The sequence below is a fragment of the Streptomyces sp. NBC_00448 genome (assembly GCF_036014115.1).
Taxonomy (GTDB): Bacteria; Actinomycetota; Actinomycetes; order Streptomycetales; family Streptomycetaceae; genus Actinacidiphila.
On record NZ_CP107913.1, the window covers coordinates 6,709,138 to 6,725,615 of the forward strand.

General features: G+C 74.6%; 11 protein-coding genes. 1 reads left to right on the forward strand and 10 read right to left on the reverse strand.

Annotated elements, in window-relative coordinates; all coding sequences use genetic code 11:
- Positions 1-210 precede the first annotated feature (210 nt).
- Positions 211-2,034, forward strand: coding sequence for an aromatic amino acid ammonia-lyase (locus tag OG370_RS28940; RefSeq protein ID WP_328469343.1), 1,824 nt, complete (start codon positions 211-213; stop codon positions 2,032-2,034).
- A gap of 220 nt (positions 2,035-2,254) precedes the next feature.
- Here the strand turns inward: OG370_RS28940 and OG370_RS28945 are convergent, their stop codons facing one another.
- The 10 genes from OG370_RS28945 to OG370_RS28990 all read right to left on the reverse strand — a co-directional run bounded on the left by OG370_RS28945 (position 2,255) and on the right by OG370_RS28990 (position 16,406).
- Positions 2,255-3,499 carry a cytochrome P450 family protein gene (locus OG370_RS28945; protein WP_328469345.1) on the reverse strand — a complete coding sequence of 415 codons (1,245 nt, stop codon included), beginning with the start codon at positions 3,497-3,499 and terminating at the stop codon, positions 2,255-2,257.
- A 15-nt stretch (positions 3,500-3,514) separates the two neighbouring features.
- Complete coding sequence (locus tag OG370_RS28950) at positions 3,515-4,759, reverse strand: cytochrome P450 (protein WP_328469347.1); 1,245 nt, start codon at positions 4,757-4,759, stop codon at positions 3,515-3,517.
- The gene (locus OG370_RS28955; protein WP_443060904.1) at positions 4,756-5,391 is read right to left on the reverse strand and encodes a GTP-binding protein; all 636 of its coding nucleotides are present in this window, start codon (positions 5,389-5,391) and stop codon (positions 4,756-4,758) included. Before OG370_RS28955 ends, OG370_RS28950 begins: the two co-directional genes overlap by 4 nt.
- Positions 5,392-5,407: 16 nt before the next feature.
- Positions 5,408-5,758: a DUF742 domain-containing protein gene (locus OG370_RS28960; protein WP_328469351.1), complete on the reverse strand. Its 351-nt coding sequence runs from the start codon at positions 5,756-5,758 to the stop codon at positions 5,408-5,410.
- The gene (locus OG370_RS28965; protein ID WP_328469353.1) at positions 5,755-6,189 is read right to left on the reverse strand and encodes a roadblock/LC7 domain-containing protein; all 435 of its coding nucleotides are present in this window, start codon (positions 6,187-6,189) and stop codon (positions 5,755-5,757) included. The genes OG370_RS28960 and OG370_RS28965 overlap by 4 nt, the downstream gene beginning before the upstream one ends.
- A gap of 2 nt (positions 6,190-6,191) precedes the next feature.
- Complete coding sequence (locus tag OG370_RS28970; RefSeq protein ID WP_328469355.1) at positions 6,192-7,829, reverse strand: ATP-binding protein; 1,638 nt, start codon at positions 7,827-7,829, stop codon at positions 6,192-6,194.
- Between the two features lie 1,866 nt (positions 7,830-9,695).
- Positions 9,696-12,125 carry a phosphatidylglycerol lysyltransferase domain-containing protein gene (locus OG370_RS28975; RefSeq protein ID WP_328469357.1) on the reverse strand — a complete coding sequence of 810 codons (2,430 nt, stop codon included), beginning with the start codon at positions 12,123-12,125 and terminating at the stop codon, positions 9,696-9,698.
- A gap of 260 nt (positions 12,126-12,385) precedes the next feature.
- A complete protein-coding gene (locus tag OG370_RS28980) occupies positions 12,386-13,306 on the reverse strand; it encodes an RNA polymerase sigma factor SigF (RefSeq protein ID WP_328469359.1) in 921 nt (306 codons plus the stop codon).
- A gap of 98 nt (positions 13,307-13,404) precedes the next feature.
- The gene (locus OG370_RS28985; protein WP_328469361.1) at positions 13,405-15,987 is read right to left on the reverse strand and encodes a DUF7737 domain-containing protein; all 2,583 of its coding nucleotides are present in this window, start codon (positions 15,985-15,987) and stop codon (positions 13,405-13,407) included.
- Positions 15,984-16,406, reverse strand: coding sequence for a hypothetical protein (locus tag OG370_RS28990; RefSeq protein ID WP_328469363.1), 423 nt, complete (start codon positions 16,404-16,406; stop codon positions 15,984-15,986). The genes OG370_RS28985 and OG370_RS28990 overlap by 4 nt, the downstream gene beginning before the upstream one ends.
- Positions 16,407-16,478 lie beyond the last annotated feature (72 nt).

Below are 16,478 nucleotides of genomic sequence, written 5' to 3' on the forward strand. Positions count from 1 at the left end.
CGGGCCTGAGGACGGCCCCGGGGTGCCGAGCGCACCCCGGGGCGGCCTGGTCCGGCCCGGGCGCCGGGGACGACCGGGGCGCCCCGGAGCACGCATCCGCACACCCCGGAGCCCGCACGATGTACGACCCGGGGCGCGACCGTGACGGACGGCCCCTCCGCACCACCTCTCCGAACCACCCTTCCGTACCGCCCTCAGCCGGAGGCGACCATGGGAACAGCCCCTGAGTCGTCGTCGCACCGCGGCAACGACGCTTCCTCCGCACCCCAGCGGGCGCAGGCGGCCGGCGCGGTCCTCGACGGCTTCGGCCTCGACGCCGACGGCGTCGCACTGCTCGCCGACGGCGTGGCCGGACCCGTCGTCCCGCCCGAGGCGTACGCACGCGCCGAACGCTCCTGGCGCACCGCCCAGCGGCTCGCCGCCTCCGGCCGGATCTACGGCCGCGACACCGGCGTCGGCGCCAACCGGATGGTCTTCCTCAGCGACGAGGACAAGGACGAGCAGGACCTGCGGCTGCTGCGCAGCCACGCCGGCGGGGTCGGCGCGCTGCTGCCCGCCCGCGAGGTCCGCGCGATGCTGGCGGTCCGCGCCAACCAGGTGCTGGCCGGCGGCTCCGGCCTCCAGCCCGCACTCGTCCACGCGATGGTCGAGGCGCTGCGGCTGCATGTGCACCCGGCCGTCAACGAGTACGGGGCGGTCGGCACCGGCGATCTGACGGCGCTCGCGCAGACCGGGCTGACGCTGATCGGTGAGCGGCCCTGGCTGGCGGACCCGGTGGGGGCGCTGGGGCCGGAACTCGACCCGATCGCTGCGGAGGCGCGGGGCGCGGAGGTGCTGGGCGCGGAAACGGTACGGGACGGCGGGGTGCGGCACGGCGAGGCGGGGCCGGGCGCCGTACCGGCCGGTCCCGTGCCGGCCGGTCCCGCGTCGCCCGGAGCCGTACCGCCCGGTCCCGTATCGCCCGGCGCGAACTCCACCGAGCCGGGGCCGGTGGGCGTCCACGCCGACCCGCACCCCGACGGCGGACCGGTCGCGCCGCTGCACACCAGCGCCACCGCGCCCGGACCCGCGCCTGTCACCCTCCAGCGCGGCGACGGGCTCGCCCTGATGAGCAGCAACGCCCTCGCGCTCGGCCAGGCCGCGCTGGTCTGCCACGACATCGACGTCCTGCTGCGGGCCTCGCACGCCATCGCCGCCCTCTCGCTGGCCGCGGTCGGTGGTTCCCTGGAGGCGTACGCCGCTCCGGTGCACGCCCTGCGCCCGTACGCCGGCACCCTGCACGCCGCCGCCGAGGTGCGCAGGCTGCTCGGGCAGCCGGAACGCCCGCAGGCGCCCGGCCGGCGCATCCAGGACCCGTACGGCTTCCGGGCGTTCCCGCAGGTGCACGGGCCGGCGCTGGAAGCGGTCGGCGCGCTGCGCCGGGTGCTCGGCGTCGAGATCAACTGCCCTTCGGAGAACCCGCTGATCACCGAGGACGGCGGGCCGGACGGCGGTCCCGCGGTCTACCACCACGGCGGGTTCTTCGCCGCGCCGCTCGGCCTCGCGCTCGACCAGCTCTCGCTGGCCGTGCTGCAGACCGCCCGGCTGTCCACCGCCCGCCTCGGGCACCTCGGCGACCCCGACATCACCGGGCTGCGGCCCTTCCTCGCGGACGGGCCCGCGGCCAGCTCCGGGATCATGATCCTCGAGTACAGCGCGAACTCCGCGCTCGCGGAGCTGCGGGCCTCCGCCTCGTCGCCCGCGTCCGCCGGGCACACCGTCATCTCCCGCGGTCTCGAAGAGGCGGCGAGCTTCGCCTCCCAGGCGGCACGGCAGGCGCTCCGAGCCGCGGGCGCCTACCGGCTCGTGCTCGCCTGCGAACTCGTCGCGGCGGTAAGGGCGTTGCGTATCCAGCCCGCGGACCTTCTCGACCCGGGCGCACCCGTGCACGCGGTCCTGACCTCGCCCGCGCTCCCGGCCGGCCCGGGGGACCGCCCGCTCACCCCCGACGTGACCGCCGCGACCCTCCTCCTCCCCGCCCTCGCCACCCTCTGAGCCGCCGCGCGGGCCACTCCCGTGGTCGCCTCGGCGCGAACCCGTCCGGAGCGCGGCCGAACCGGGAACCGACCGGCAGGGCACGCGGGTTGCGCGGCGGCATGCGCGGGTGGGCGGAGTCGGCCGGGACGAGGTCTCGTCGAAGGGTTCGGTGGGAGGCGAGGGGCGGCGGGCCGCCCCGGAGTGGGGCGGCCCGCCGAGGGTGGGTCGTGGGGGAGCGTCAGTCGGTGGGGCGGAGGACCACCGGGAGGGTCTGGTGGCCGTTGGTGATCAGGGAGGGCACCCGGGGGAGGGTTTCGGCGGGGGTCGCCAGGCGGGCGTCGGGGAAGCGGGTGAAGAACGCGCTCAGCGCGACCACCGCCTCCAGCCGGGCCAGCGGGGCGCCCAGGCAGAAGTGCACGCCGTGGCCGAACGCGAGGTGCTCCGGGCCGGGCGCGGTACGGGTGAGGTCGAACTGCCCGGCCGTGTCCCCGTGCCAGTCGGGGTGCCGGTTCGCGGCGGCGTACGCGGCGAGGATCGCCTCGCCCGCGGCGATCATCTGCCCGTCGGGCAGCGGGATGTCGCGCACCGCGAAGCGCATCGGCAGGTTCTTCACCGCCGGTTCCAGCCGCAGCGTCTCCTCCACCACCGACGACCAGTCCGAGTCCCCGGACCGGACCAGCGCCAGCTGGTCGGGGTGGGTCAGCAGCGCGGAGATCGCCTGGTCGAGGAGGTTGACCGTGGTCTCGTAGCCGGCGCTGATCATCAGCAGCAGCGTGTCGCGCAGTTCGGTCTCGGACAGCGCCGAGCCGTCGCCCTCCTCGTCGCGCGCGGCGATCAGCAGGGAGGTCATGTCGTCCCCGGGCGCGGTCCGCTTGGCGGCGATCAGGTCGTCCAACACCCCGTACAGGCGCACGGTGTTGGCCATCGCCTCGTCGGGGGTGAGGGTGGTGGAGAAGACCCCGTCCACCACGGTACGGAAGCCTGCCTGCTGCTCCTCGGGCAGGCCCATCAGATGGCTGATCACCTGGATCGGTATCGGGTAGGCGAACAGTTCGCGCAGGTCGGTGGGGGCGTCGGGGGCGTCGTGGGACTGCTCGTCGAGCCGGTCCAGCAGCGTGCTGACGATCTGCTCGACCCGGTCGCCGAGCGCGGCTATCCGGCGGGCGCTGAACGCGGGTGCCACCAGCCGGCGCAGCCTGCGGTGGTCACCGCCGTACGCGGTGAACATGTTGTGCACCGACACCCACAGCGCCAGCGGCCAGGTCGCGACCGCGTGGTCGTACGCCGGCCAGTGCTGCCGGGCGTCCTTGGAGACGTCCGGGCCGGTCAGGAGCTGCTTGAGCAGGGTCGGGTCGGTGACGGCCCAGGCCGGCACACCGAGGATGTCGACGCGGGCGGCGGGGCCCTGGGAGCGTAGCTTCTCGTGCTCGGAGTCCGGGTCGGAGCCGGTGGGGTCCAGGACGAGAGGGGTGGGCTGGGACACGGCGGAGTGCTCCGTTCAGCTCTGGGGCGCGGGCGGGGCGGGGACGGGCGGGAAGGTCACCGGCAGCGCGGTGAGCGCGCGGTGCCAAGGTCCTGGCCGCCAGGTCAACTCCTCGGCGGGGACGGCCAGATCCATCTCCGGCAGCGCGTCGACGAGGTGGACCAGGGCGGTCTCGGCGATCAGGTAGGCGTGCGACTTGGCCGGGCAGGCGTGCGGGCCGTTGCTCCAGGCCAGGTGGGCGCGGTTGCCGACCCGGCGGGAGGGCGCGGCGCCGATCGAGGGGTCGTTGTTCGCGGCGGACATGCAGATGACGACCGGCTGGTGCGCGGGCAGCCGCACCCCGTCGACGTCCATCGGCCGCGGCGGGTACGACACGCAGTACGACGCCATCGGCGGGTCGGTGAAGAGCAGTTCGTCCAGCGCGTCGCGCACCGACAGGCTGCCGGCGTGCAGGTTGCCGGAGAACCGGTCGTCGGTGAGCATCAGCCGCAGCGTGTTGGTGATCAGGTTGGTGGTCGGCTCGATGCCGGCGCCGTAGAGCGTGACCAGCTGGTGGTCCATCTCCTCGTCGCTGAGCGCCGCGTGGTGGCCGATCAGCCAGCTGGTGATGTCCGCGCCGGGGGAGGTGCGCTTGCTGGTGGTCAGGTCGCGCAGCGCCTGGCCGAGCATCACGTTCCCGGCGGCGGCGTCCACGCCCTCGAAGATCGCGGCCATGCCGTCGGCGACCCGCTGGCCGATCTGCGGCGGGCAGCCCAGCATCTCGTTGAGCACGCGGAAGGCGATCGGCCAGGCGTACTGCGTGAGCAGGTCGGCCGTGCCGGTGGGGCTGAACTGGCCGATGGTCTCGGCGGCGACCTGCTCCACGGTCGCCCGCAAATGGTGCTGGTTGACCTGGTCCAGGCTCGCGGTGTTCGCCCCGCGGTAGCGGTGGTGCTCCTCGCCGGCCGAGCGCAGCGCGTTCGGCCGCCACTCCATCATCGGCTTCACCGGGCAGTCGTCGGGCACGTCGCGCTGCCACACCCGCGGGTCGGCCGGGAAGCGCTGCGGGTCGTTGAGGATGCGCAGCGCCTGCGGGTAGCCGATGACGAGGGTGGCGGGGACGCCGGGCGAGAGGTCCACCGGCACCAGCGGGCCGAACTCCGCCCGCATCCGGTCGTAGGCGCCGTGCGGGTCGGCGGCGAACTCCTCGGTGTAGAGCGGGACGCGCCGGCCCGGCGCGTGCGTGGCGGGCGCGGGGTCGGCATAGGGCGGGGACGTCACGGGCGGGGCTCCAGTTGGCGGGTGGACAGGAATTCGACGAGCGTGATCAGGGCACCCAGGCACGACTGCCGGTCCCGCGCGTCGCACGTGGTCAGCGGGGTGGCGTCGTCCAGGTCGAGGGCCTGGCGGACCTCGTCCAGCGGGTACTCCATCCCGTCGTCGAAGCGGTTTATCGCCACGGCGTACGGGGTGTCGTACTCCTCCAGCAGGTCCAGGACGTCGTGGCAGCGGTCCAGGTCCCGGGTGTCGACCAGCACCAGCGCGCCGAGCGCGCCGTCGGCCAGCCCCTCCCACAGCGGCTTGAACCGCACCTGGCCGGGGGTGCCGAACAGGTAGAGCACCAGGCTCTCGTTGAGGTGCAGCCGGCCGAAGTCCATGGCCACGGTGGTGGTGGTCTTCTCCGGGGTGCCGCGCAGGTCGTCGACGCCGACGCTCGCCTCGGTCATGGGCTCGTCCATCCGCAGCACGAGCGGCGCGACGGTGCCCACCAAGGTGGTCTTGCCGACCCCGAACGGCCCGGTGACCAGCAGCTTCGCCGAGCGGGTGATGGTGGAGGGGAGGTAGTCGAAGCCGAGCGGCTCGGCGGCGGAGTCGTCGTCGGAACGGGCGGTCTCGCCGGACAGGCCCGTCATCTCGGACAGGCCGGCGTCAGGCGATGGAGCGGAGGCCATGCAGCACTTCCTTCAGCAGGTCGGTGGACGGCGCGTCGGCGCGGGTACGGCGGACCGGGGCCGCGAGGTGGCCGGAGTCGATCAGGCCGGAGACCAGAATCCTGACCACCGACGGCGGCAGTTCCAGCCCGGCGGCGATCTCCGCCACCGCCAGCACCCCGCCGCGGCACAGCAGGAACACCCGGCGGGCGTCCGGCTCCAGTCCTTGCACCGGGGCGGGCGCGGCGATCACCAGGGACTCCAGGCGTACGTCGCGGGAGGGGCGGCTGCGCCCGCCGGTGCGGACGTAGGGCCGGACCACATCCGGGTCACGCCGCGGGCCGCTCACCTCGCCCGACCGCCCTCGCCGACGGGTCGGCGCTCCCTGCTGACCAGCTCGTGGCCGACCCGCTGGGCCAGCGCGTTCATCCGCTCGCTGATCAGCCCGATGTCGCTGTCGAGTTCGGCGCAGACCGCCAGCAGCGAGTTCTCCGCGGCGGCCGAGGTCAGCCCGATCCACTGGTCGGTCTCGATCAGGTGCTGGCGCACCGAGTTGGGCTCACCCCGCCGCCCGGTGACCTCGGCCCAGGCCAGCCCGGCCGCCCGCAGCGCCGCCGTCACGGCCGCGAGCTTGTCGCCGGTGTCCTTGTCGATGGTCTTGGTGTACGAGCTGAGCAGGCCGTCTGATGTCATGTGGACCGCGAACCGCACGCCCGGGCAATTGCCGAGGTGCTCGTCGAGCAGCCACCCCAGCGCATTGTCGTCGTGAGCTTTCAACATGGTCAGGAATCGCCCTTCGAAGTGGCCGACGTGTTCTCCGACGTGCCCTGCCGGTCGGTGCCCCAGGGGTGGTCCGGCAGGGCCTCCCGCGGACCCTCGTCCGGGTCCGGCCGGCTCCCCGCCGAGGAGGAGGCCGCTGAAGGTGCCTGCTCCGACAGCGCCCGGCCCCGGCGGGACCCGTCGGCCCACGCGGCGGCGATGTCCGGCCGGCCCGGCCGGGTCTCGGCCACCGGCGCGGCGGGTGCGGCGGGCGCGGGTGCCGGCTGCGGCCGGCGCCGGCGTCGGGTCAACCCGCTCGCGGTGGTCGCCGGTTGGGCGCCGAGCGACCCGTCGTGACGGCTGTCGGAGCCGTACGAGGGTCCCGCCGCGTACGGCTGCGGGTCGTGGGCGGCCTGCACCGGCTGCGGGCTCGGCGCGGGCTGCGCGTGCTGCCCCGGGTGACCGGAGTGCGCCTGCGGCCCGTTCGGGTGGCCCTGCGCCGGGAGGTACGGCTGATCGGCGCCGAGGCCCGCGCGGTGGCCGGCCGGCTGCTCGGCCGGCAGCGTGGTCAGCAGCGCGGCGGGCACGAACACCAGCGCCCGGGTGCCGCCGAACAGGTTGGGCGCTTCGAGGTCGATCCGGAAGCCGTAGCGCGCCGAGAGCTGGGCCGCGACGCGGAAGCCGGTCTGCGGGTACGCGCCGAGCGCGTGGATGTCCAGCGACTGCTTGCCGCTGAGGATCTCCCGGGCCCGCTCCAGCTGTTCGGTGCTCATCTGCAGCCCGGCGTCGTCCACGACCACCGTCACGCCGTTGTGCCCGGTACGGAAGGACACCTCCGCGTAGGAGGTCGGCGGCGCGTAGCGGACGGCGTTGTCGAGCAGGATCGCCAGGGTGTGCACCAGCGCCTCGACCGCGCGCGGCACCACCGCCTGGTCCAGCTCCTGTGCCCGCACCCGCTCGTAGTTCTGGATACGGCCCATCGCGGCCCGGGCGATGTCGGTGAACTCGGTGGCCGGCAGCCGGCGGCCGAGGGTGCCGCCGGACAGCACCATGTAGCCCTGGGCGATACGGAGCATCTGCTGGGCGGTGTGGTCGATCTCCATCAGCGTCTCGTACGCGTCGTCGCCGTGGTGCCGGCGCACCCCCACGCTGACCTCCTCGGCGAGTTCGGCACCGAGGCTCACCAGGGCCGAGGCGAAGGTCAGTACGGCCGCGCGGGTGGCGTCGCGGGCGTCCTCGTGGGCCTTCTCGACCCGCAACTCCGCGGCGTCCTGCGCGTCGCGCCGGGTCTGCCGGACCAACGCGGTGTGCTGGGAGACCAGTTCCTCGATGCGCTGCGCCGCCAGGGTGCCGGCCAGCGGCTGCGGCAGCACGAACTCGACCTCGCGGTTCTCGCCGGGTTCCAGCGCCGCAGCGGTGGCCTCGGCCAGGCCGGCCGACGCCAGGTAGCCCAGCGCGTCGTCCAACGCCCTTTGCTGGTCGGCGAGTTGGTGTACCCGCTCCTGCTCGGCCAGGACCGTGGCATGGCTTTGTGCGTGCTGCTGCTCGGCCTGCCGCTGCCGGGTGCGGGCGATACGGCGGAACCGCAGAGCCGCACCGCCGGCGGCCAGCGCGAGGGCCAACAGCAGCGCAGCTGCCGCCTCCTGTATCAAAGTGGTCATCAGATCCTCAGGAATCTGGACGCGGCGGGGCGCCCGTCCGGGGTTGGCGGTGTCTGGAGACGCTGACAGTCGATGACGGCGGCGGGCCCGCGGACAACCGCCCCCGGGCGGGACGCGGCCACCGGGCCGGGTGCCTGCGGAGGCTGCGGCTGACGGCCGTGGTCACTTGCCTGTCCTCACCGTCGGGGGTGCGGCGGCTCGCTGGATCACGCCGGCCGGCGACCGGAACGAGCGGGCGTGGGTGGTGTCCTGATCGCCCGGCCGAACGGTCGCGCGGTGCGAGTGGTTCGGGGCGCCGTACTGGATTCGATTGTGCCTGGCCATTGCGGAACGGCCTTGGTGCGGCCACTTTGCGATCATATACAGGCGGCCGTTCCGCGCCAAGCCGCTGCATTTGCCCGCCGCCCATATGTGCGGAAGAAGGCGGCGAATTCGGGCGAGTCGCTCGATCAGACAACCGAATTTTCCACCCCTTCGAGGGTTGTGGCAGTCGCGGCCGCAGTGGAGTCCGCGGTGGAGTCCACGGGGTGGGCGCGATGGTGGGCGCACCGGTCCCCGGGCCGGCGTCGCGGGCGATCGCGGTCAGGTACGGAGAGGGAGCCTACCGTTACGTAGGCCGGAAGGAGTTGGAGTCGCGAATGCCGACCGCGAACGGGTGGCGCGTGCGACGATCTGCCGGCGCCGGCTTGACGGCGGCGGCCCGGTTTCCCTCCGGCGGCGCGAAGGCGACCGGGCGCGGCTGCCCCTGCCGCCGTCCCGCGGGGACCGGTCGATCGGCCTCCGCTTCACCGGCGGGCGGGGGTTCGGCGGGCTTTTCGCCCTGGTCCGGGCGCGGTCCGGGCGTGGATCTCGGCGGCGTCAGCCCATCATGACTTCATATCAACACCGTTTGGATGAACCGGAGTTGACGTTCCGTCCGATCTCAGGGGAGAGCCTGGCATTCGCGCTCGCCGTCTCGACGGCGTCCGGTGCGGGCTGTCCTGGGCGCCGCCGCGCTGGTCACCGCGGTACAAGTCGGCCGCCCCGGCCCGGGTTTCCCGCGAGCCGCGGACTTCACCGCCGACTTCCCCCGCGTTCCGTGCCGCGTACGGTGCCGCGCGGTCGGAATTGCGGGCGCCGGCAATGGTGGGGCGCCCGCCGGGCGGCCGCCCGGGTCCCCGTCCGCGGTGCGGGCGTCGCCCGTACGACCGGCGGGCGCCCGCCGGGGACGCGCCCGCCGCGCGGCGGGTCCCGTGGCGGTCGTACGGGCCGTACGACCCGCGCTTGCTCCCTTTCGGCACGGTGCGCTTTTCCTTTGGCCCCGCCCCGTCCGGCTCAATCCGCGAGCGCGGCTTCGGGCGGACGGAACGCGGCCGGACATCCGGGATTCGGTTCCCGGAAGGCGTATTCGGCTGGCGCATTCGCCCGCCTCATTCGGCTGCCGTATGCGCCCACCGCGAAATTCGTCCGGGCGATTCCCTGGCGGCCGACCCGAGGCGCCGGAATTCCCGCACCGCGCAGCCGACTTCGGCAGCGGAAATCCGCGGAAAAGGGTGCGCCCGGCGGCGGGCGTGCCCGAACAGCCGCAGGGAGGGGGCCATCGGGGCGGCCCCGAACCGCCCGCGCGGCCACCCCCGGGCGGGCCCTAGGCCGTGTTTTGGAAGTCCCGCCTGCCCCGTGGCGCCTGGTACGCGCGCTCTCCCCCTGCCTTCGGCGGGTGGGAGTGCCTCCGGCGAAGCCAGGGGGAGTGCCCCCAGCGTTGTCGGGCTTGTCCGAGTAGGCCCACTACGAGGGCAATCCTCCGCCTTGCGATCTGGGGGCACCCCCACGCCGAAGGCTGTGGGGGAGCACCAGACGCCACGGGCCCCGCCCTTCGGGCGAACGGCGCTACTTCCACAACACGGCCCAGCGGGAAGCCCGGGCGGTTCGTGCGGCGGCGAGGCGCAGGCCCTCGGTGTAGGCCGCGGCGGCGATCACCCGGGGGAGTTCGGCGCGCCGCTCGTACAGCAGGTGCCGGGTCGCCCAGCGCGGCCGGTACGCCGCGTACGCCTGCTCGCCGTCGGACGGCGCGAGGTTGAGCGAGACGCGGACCACGTCCGCCACCGGTTCGGCGCCGGTGTGCGCCCGCAGCAGCACCTCGGTGAGGACGAGATCGACCGGGCCGTGCCCCGACTCCTGGTCGTGCCGCAGCAGCGCCAGCGTCAGCCCGTCCTCGCCCCACGGCACGAACGCCAGTAGCGCGCAGGTCCGGTCGTGCCGGTCGCGGCACTCCGCGATCACGCAGCCCGGGTCGGCCGGGTCGCCGAGCCGCCCCAGCTGCACCCCGCCGGCCGCCCGGCCGTGCCGCCGCCACGCGTCGGCGAGCTGCCGCAGCCGTACCCACTCCTCCTCGGCCACCTCCCGCTCGCGGCGCACCACCACCGTGTAGCCGGCGCCCTCCATCGCCTGCCGCAGCCGGGCCGGCTCGGCCGGCAGCGCGCCGACCTCGACCACCGGCTCCACGCCCGAGTCCAGGCCGTGCAGCCCGGCCGCGGTGTAGACGCCCGCGGCGCTGTCGCCCGCGTGCGCGACGGCCGCGACCCAGGCGTGCCGGCGGGCGGTGTCCAGCCAGTGCGCGACCGCCGCCGGCCATGCGGCCGGCGGGCCCACCGGATCGCCGGCCGCGAGCGTCACGCCGTTCACCACCCGGTGCACGATCGCGGCCCGCCGGTCCGGCGCCCAGCACACCGCGCGGTCCCGGCGCAGCGCGAAGTACCCGAAGGAGTCCCGGCCGCCGTCCGCCCGCAGCAGCGCCCGCAACCGCCGCTCGTCCGCGGGCAGCAGCCGGTCCCGGCCGCGCGGCGCACGCAGGAACGCCAGCACCACGAGCAGCAGCAGCGCGACGCTGATCAGGTTGATCAGCAGGTCCGCCCACCACGGCACCCTGATTCCGGGGTGGTCGAAGATCGCCGACAGCGTCAGCGTCCGTACCGCCGCGTACCGGGCGCTGGGGCCCCAACGCGACGGCGGGTCCTGGTCGGTGGCCTGGACCAGCAGGGTGCCGGCGCCCACCGCGACCGCCGCCCCCACCACCAGGCTGAGCAGGCCCACGGCGATGTTGCGCCGCTCGCCGCGCACGTTGAAGGCGGTGCGCGACACCAGCAGCGCGCCCAGCAGCAGCAACGTCAGGGCGATCGCCAGCCAGTTGGCGGCGTGCCGGTGCGCCCCCGGCGCCGCCGCGACGGTGATCGCGATCGCCACGGTGTACGCGGCGGTCGCCACCGTGGTGAGCAGCCACGCCGCCCGCTTGCGCCGGCGCAGGCTCACCGACAGCACGAACGCCAGCGCGGCGCCGGTGAATCCCGGACTGACCAGGAACGCGGAGACGTGACCGCCGCCGCTCGCGGCCCGCACCCGGTCGCGCAGCGGGCCGACCAGTCCGCTGACGACGTCCACCGCGGCCGCCAGCCGCAAGTACCACACGGCGATCACCGCGCCCGGCCCGCGCAGCGGCCCCAGCACCCGGCCCAGCAGCAACTCCAGCCGCGAGGGCGGCACCTCCACGACCGTCGGCACCGCCGACGCCCGCTTCGCCAGCGACACCGGGGTGGGTGCCCCGGCGACCGCGTCCATCACCGCGGTCTTCGCGGCCATCACCCGCCGCCGCGCGCCCTCCTCGCGCCGTTCGGCCCGCGCCATCCGGCGTGGCCGCGCGGTGTAGCGCCAGCGCGCCCACGGGCTGTGCGGCCGGGCCAGCCGCAGCGCGCCCACCACCGCGAGCACCGGCACCATCACGCCCAGCAGCCCGGTCCACACCTTGCCCTTGAGCAGGCACAGCACCACGAACCCGAGCAGCACCGCGGCCACCGCGTACGACCCGTACGACCCCCCGCCGACGTACCCGCCGAGCGGGGCCTCGCCCGCCACCAGCAGCCCGATCACCGCGACGGAGAGGATCACCGCGTCGACCGACCGCCGGCCCTCCTCCTTCCAGTACACGTCCTCCAGGTGCAGCACGAGCGCGAACTCGTCCAGCACCAGCCCGCAGCCCATGCCGAAGACCACCGCGAGGATGTCGTGCGCCACCGGCCCGCCGCTGATCCCGAACGCGCCCACCCCGCCGACGATCATCATCACCTGGCCGAAGACCACGTGGTGGATGTGCATCCCGCCCGGCTGCACGTTCCCCGGCCACCACGACACCTGCCGCCGGATCATCCGGGTGCTGAACCGGATGAAGAGGAAGGAGCAGACCAGCCCGGCCAGCAGCAGGAAGAGCTGCTCGCGCCCGGCGCCCGAGGTCTGCATGCCGTGCGTGCCGCCCAACCAGTGCCTCATGGGCCAAGCGTGCTGGCCGCGCGCCCCGACGCCGACCGGGACGCGCGGAACGGGTGGCGGGCTTGGCGCAGATGGGGGCATGCCGGGCGATGAGCACACGACTGAGCCCCGCATCGTGACCATGCGGGGCTCGGAGTCGGAACGGCGCTCAGCGCGTGCCGCGGATCGGTGTGCGGCGGGCGGGCCCGGGGTGGATCGGCACCTGGTCGAGGTGCGTGGGGCGGCTCACCCGGTGGCGCGGGGTTGCTGCGTGGGGCGGCTCACCGCTCGGTGAGCATCCCGTTGCGCAGCTTGGTGAGGGTGCGCGACAGCAGCCGGGAGACGTGCATCTGCGAGCAGCCCAGCTCGGCGCCGATCTCGGCCTGCGTCATCTCGTCGGCGAAGCGCATCCGCAGGATGCTCCGCTCGCGGTCGTCGAGCCGACCCAGCAGCGGGGCGAGGGCGTGGAAGTCCTCGACCAGTTCCATCGCCGGGTCGCAGGCGCCGATCGACTCGGCGTACGGCCGGCTGCTGTCGGAACCGCCCTCCTCGTCGCCGGCGGGCAGGTCGAGCGAGCCGGCGGTGTAGCCGTTCGACGCGACCAGGCCCTCGATGACGTCCTCCTCGCCGATCTCCAGGTAGGCGGCCAGCTCGGCGACGGACGGCTTGGCGTCCAGCACCGCGGTGAGGTGGTCGCGGGCCTTGGCCAGCTCGACCCGCAGCTCCTGGAGCCGGCGCGGCACGTGCACGGCCCAGCTGGTGTCGCGGAAGAACCGCTTCATCTCGCCCACGATGTACGGCACGGCGAAGGTGGTGAACTCCACCTCGCGGCTCAGGTCGAACCGGTCGATCGCCTTGATCAGGCCGATCGTGCCGACCTGGAGGATGTCCTCCATCTCCTCCGGGCCGCGGCTGCGGAACCGGCGGGCGCTGAAGTGCACCAGCGACATGTTCATCTCGATGAGGGTGTTCCGCGCGTAGCTGTACTCGCGGGTGCCCTCCTCAAGGGTCTGCAGCCGGTCGAAGAAGAGCTTCGACAGCGCCCGCGCGTCCTTGGGGGCGACCTTGCCGGCCTCCTCGATCCAGGGCAGTTCACCGACCGACCCTGCGTGCACGCCTGACTGGGGGGCACCGGGAGAGGTAGCGGAACCCGTCGCGGCAGGCTGGACGGATGCTTCTGCGGTCTGCGTGGCCACCGTCATGTCATCATCCTCAGTCGTCGGAACTGCTCTTCGGCCTCTTACCCCCGACCTCCCCCCACACTCCCACTTCTTCAGAACTGTTTCCACGCGGCATTCTTTCAGCAGTCGACCGACGCCGTCACGTGGGCGATCTGCCCTAATATGTCCTGATCTGCTATGTGTTCGTCGTCGGCGAGGAGGAGGACCTTGCTGAGGATCACCGAGGTCTGCTCGTCGTCGTCGGCGAAGGGGAGGAAGAGGTCACGGTGCGGTGTGCGGGTCAACCCGGCCGGGACGATGCACAGGTGGCCGCCCGGGTCGACGTGGACGCTGCCGCTGCCGAGGTGCACGCGGTAGTCGGCGCGGGTGCCGCGCACCCGGGCGTACCGGCCGTCGAGGGTGACCCGGTCCAGGCCGAGCTCGGCCACGAGGGCGGCGAGCAGCGCGGCGCGGACCGCCACCGCCGAATCGGACGGCGACTGATCGGACGGCAGTTGCCGCGCGGCGACCGAGACCACCAGGTCCACGTCACGCAGCGCCTCGGACAGGTCGAGCGCCGGCACCCGGGCCAGCGGCACCGCCGCGCCGAGCACCAGGCTGTGGCCGGGGCCGTCGACCGTCTCGACGAACCCGGTCGGCCCGGTCCTGGCCGAGCCCTCGCCCAGGAAGTGGCCCAACTCGTCGAAGCGCAGCACCGCGTGGCAGCCGCCCAGGCGCCGCGTCGCGAACGGCTGGTCCTCGCGCACCGACGCCCGCCAGCCCCGGGCGGTGAGCAGCCGCCCGGCGACCGCGCCGGCCACGTCGCGCCCGGCGAACCGCAGTGACCAGGTGCCGTCCTCCCGCTCGGCCGCGGTGAGGCGGTACCACTCCCGGAAGACCTGCTTGACCGGCTGCCGTATCCGCCGCCGCACGATCTCGCGCTGCCACCCGCCGAGCAGGTCCCGGGCGGCGAGGTCCAGCGGATGGGCCGCGCCGACCCCGACCCCGATCCCGCCGCCGGCTCCGATCGGTACCGGTACGCCGTCGAGGCCGACCAGCGCGGGGGCGGGGCCGGAGAGGTCCAGCAGGCCGAACACGCCGTCGGCGGTGCGCAACACCAGCGCGGGCAGCATGGCCCGCGCGGCGGGCAGGGCCAGCAGGCGGTCGAAGGCGGCCGCGTCCAGCAGGTCGCCCCCGGCCACCAGCGGCTCGATCAGCCCGGTGCGCACCCTGCGGGCCTGCTCGCGCAACCGCTCCTGTACGGCGCGGATCTCGCCGTACGAAGGGTCCTGCCGGACCTGCTTCGGCACGGACGCGAGCCGCTTGCCGGCGCGTTCGACCCGCAGGGGCACAGCGGGGTCGGCCAGGTCGACGGCGAGGGTGTACGCCCCGACGCTCCAGCGCTGCGGGGTGTCCGTGGCCAGCCGGGCCTCCATGTCCCACTCCAGGCGGTCGGCCGACGGGTACCCGGTGATCTGAGCGAGGTGCCACAGCCCGGCGTGGACCGCCCGCAGGTGGTTGGCGCGGCGCTCGGCGCCGAACCGGGTGGCCGCCTTCGCGCAGCCGCGCAGCTCCAGATAGCGGTCGAGTACGGTCTCGCCGGCGGCCAGTGGCAGCAGGCCCAGACACGCGATCGCCGAGTACGCGTGCCGGCGCAGCCGTTCGCGGACCCGCGGCCGGTTGAGGCCGTACCGGGCGAGCAGGAACTCCGGCAGGTCGTCCGCCGCGCCGGCCGACCCGGCGCCGAGGCCGGCGAGGTCGGCCGTGACCGTCGTCGCGGTGGCGCACAGCAGCGGGAGCAGTTCGGCCATCCGCTCGGCCGGCAGTTCCACACGGCGCAGCGCGCCCAGGTCGATCGCATCGGACTCCGGGTCGACGGGCGCGACGCCGTCACGGATCAGGCGGGCCAGCGGTCGCGCGTCGGCGGCGTCGAGCAACTCCAGCAGGTCCAGGGGCTGTTCCCGCGCGGCCGCCGCGAGAGTCACGGCCGCCTTGCGCTCGGCGCGGGGACGCGTGCCCAACTCCGTGATCAGCGAGACCTGTTCGGCCTCGGTGAGGCGGGCCTGCGCCAGGTACACGGCGGCGGTGCCGCGGGCGCGGTCCCCGCACGGCGCGGTGGTCTCGGCCCGCCACAGCTCCAGCGCCCGCAGGAAGAACCGCGTGCCGCGCGGGCGCCAGGGCGGGAGTTGCCTGACGCTCTCCGCGGTGGGCGCCGCGGAGAGCAGGTCGACGAAGCGGTCGAGGGAGTCCGCGATCCTGTCACGGCAGCCCGCGGAGGCCTCGTCCCACAGCGCGGGCCGGTCGTGGAAGTGCGGCTGCTCCCGGCGCGCCGGATCGACCGGGCACAGCTCCCAGGACCGATGGCGCACGCGCAGCAGCGGGTGCAGGACGTCGTCGTCCAGCGCCCCCGCGTCGTACAGGCCCTGCACGAGCCGGATCAGCTCCCACCCGCGGAAGCCGGAGCTGTTGCCGAGCAGCAGGGAACGCAGCAGGGCGGTGCGCTCCGGCGTGACGGGGCGCTCCAGGACGGCGCGGGCCGCCGCGTCCCAGCACTCGTGCAGGCCGTAGGACCCGGGGCCGAACGCCTCCCGCAGGAAGGTGTGCAGTTCCACCGAGATGTCGAACGGCACGTCGTCGGCGAGCTGCCGCAACGGGCTGGGGGTCCGGGCGAGCAACTCGGCGAGCCGGTGGGCCGCGGCGTCCGTGGCCGGGACGGCGCTCATCCGCCGACCAGCGCGGTGACGCGGAGGAAGGTGATCCGGTCGCCCGGACGGACCGCCACCGAATCGTCCGGGGACTCCAGCCGGCGGCCGCCCGCGAACACGGCGACCAGGCCGCGGTCGATCGCCGCCATCGCCCGCTCCGTCTCGGCCACCGCGCCGCCCACCGGCTCGGTACGGTCAGGGCCGGACCGGAACTGGGCGCCTACCGAACTCCGAGCCGCGCGCGACCCCTTGGAGCCCGAAGCGGCCCCTTCGCCGTCCGCCGCGTCCGCCGCCGCGAGCTGCGCCTCGACCGCGCGGCCCACGATCTCCCGCAGCGTCAGCACGGCCTCGTCCGAGGCCACCTCCAGCCACACCGCCGGCACCGTCGGCCCGTCCGGCACCCCCACCGCGCGACTGCGCACCTCCAGCAGCACCATCGGCGCCCGCCCCCTCCCTCACGATCACTCCACCACGACCCTAGGGCGACCCTCCGACAACGCGTTCCGGCC

What these genes read in the sequence shown, in the direction of transcription:
- OG370_RS28940 (WP_328469343.1), top strand. Translation starts at nt 211, where the DNA reads ATGGGAACAGCCCCTGAGTCGTCGTCGCACCGCGGCAACGACGCTTCC.
- OG370_RS28955 (WP_443060904.1), bottom strand. Translation starts at nt 5,391, where the DNA reads ATGACGGGCCTGTCCGGCGAGACCGCCCGTTCCGACGACGACTCCGCC.
- OG370_RS28965 (WP_328469353.1), bottom strand. Translation starts at nt 6,189, where the DNA reads ATGTTGAAAGCTCACGACGACAATGCGCTGGGGTGGCTGCTCGACGAG.
- OG370_RS28970 (WP_328469355.1), bottom strand. Translation starts at nt 7,829, where the DNA reads ATGACCACTTTGATACAGGAGGCGGCAGCTGCGCTGCTGTTGGCCCTC.
- OG370_RS28975 (WP_328469357.1), bottom strand. Translation starts at nt 12,125, where the DNA reads ATGAGGCACTGGTTGGGCGGCACGCACGGCATGCAGACCTCGGGCGCC.
- OG370_RS28980 (WP_328469359.1), bottom strand. Translation starts at nt 13,306, where the DNA reads ATGACGGTGGCCACGCAGACCGCAGAAGCATCCGTCCAGCCTGCCGCG.
- OG370_RS28985 (WP_328469361.1), bottom strand. Translation starts at nt 15,987, where the DNA reads ATGAGCGCCGTCCCGGCCACGGACGCCGCGGCCCACCGGCTCGCCGAG.
- OG370_RS28990 (WP_328469363.1), bottom strand. Translation starts at nt 16,406, where the DNA reads ATGGTGCTGCTGGAGGTGCGCAGTCGCGCGGTGGGGGTGCCGGACGGG.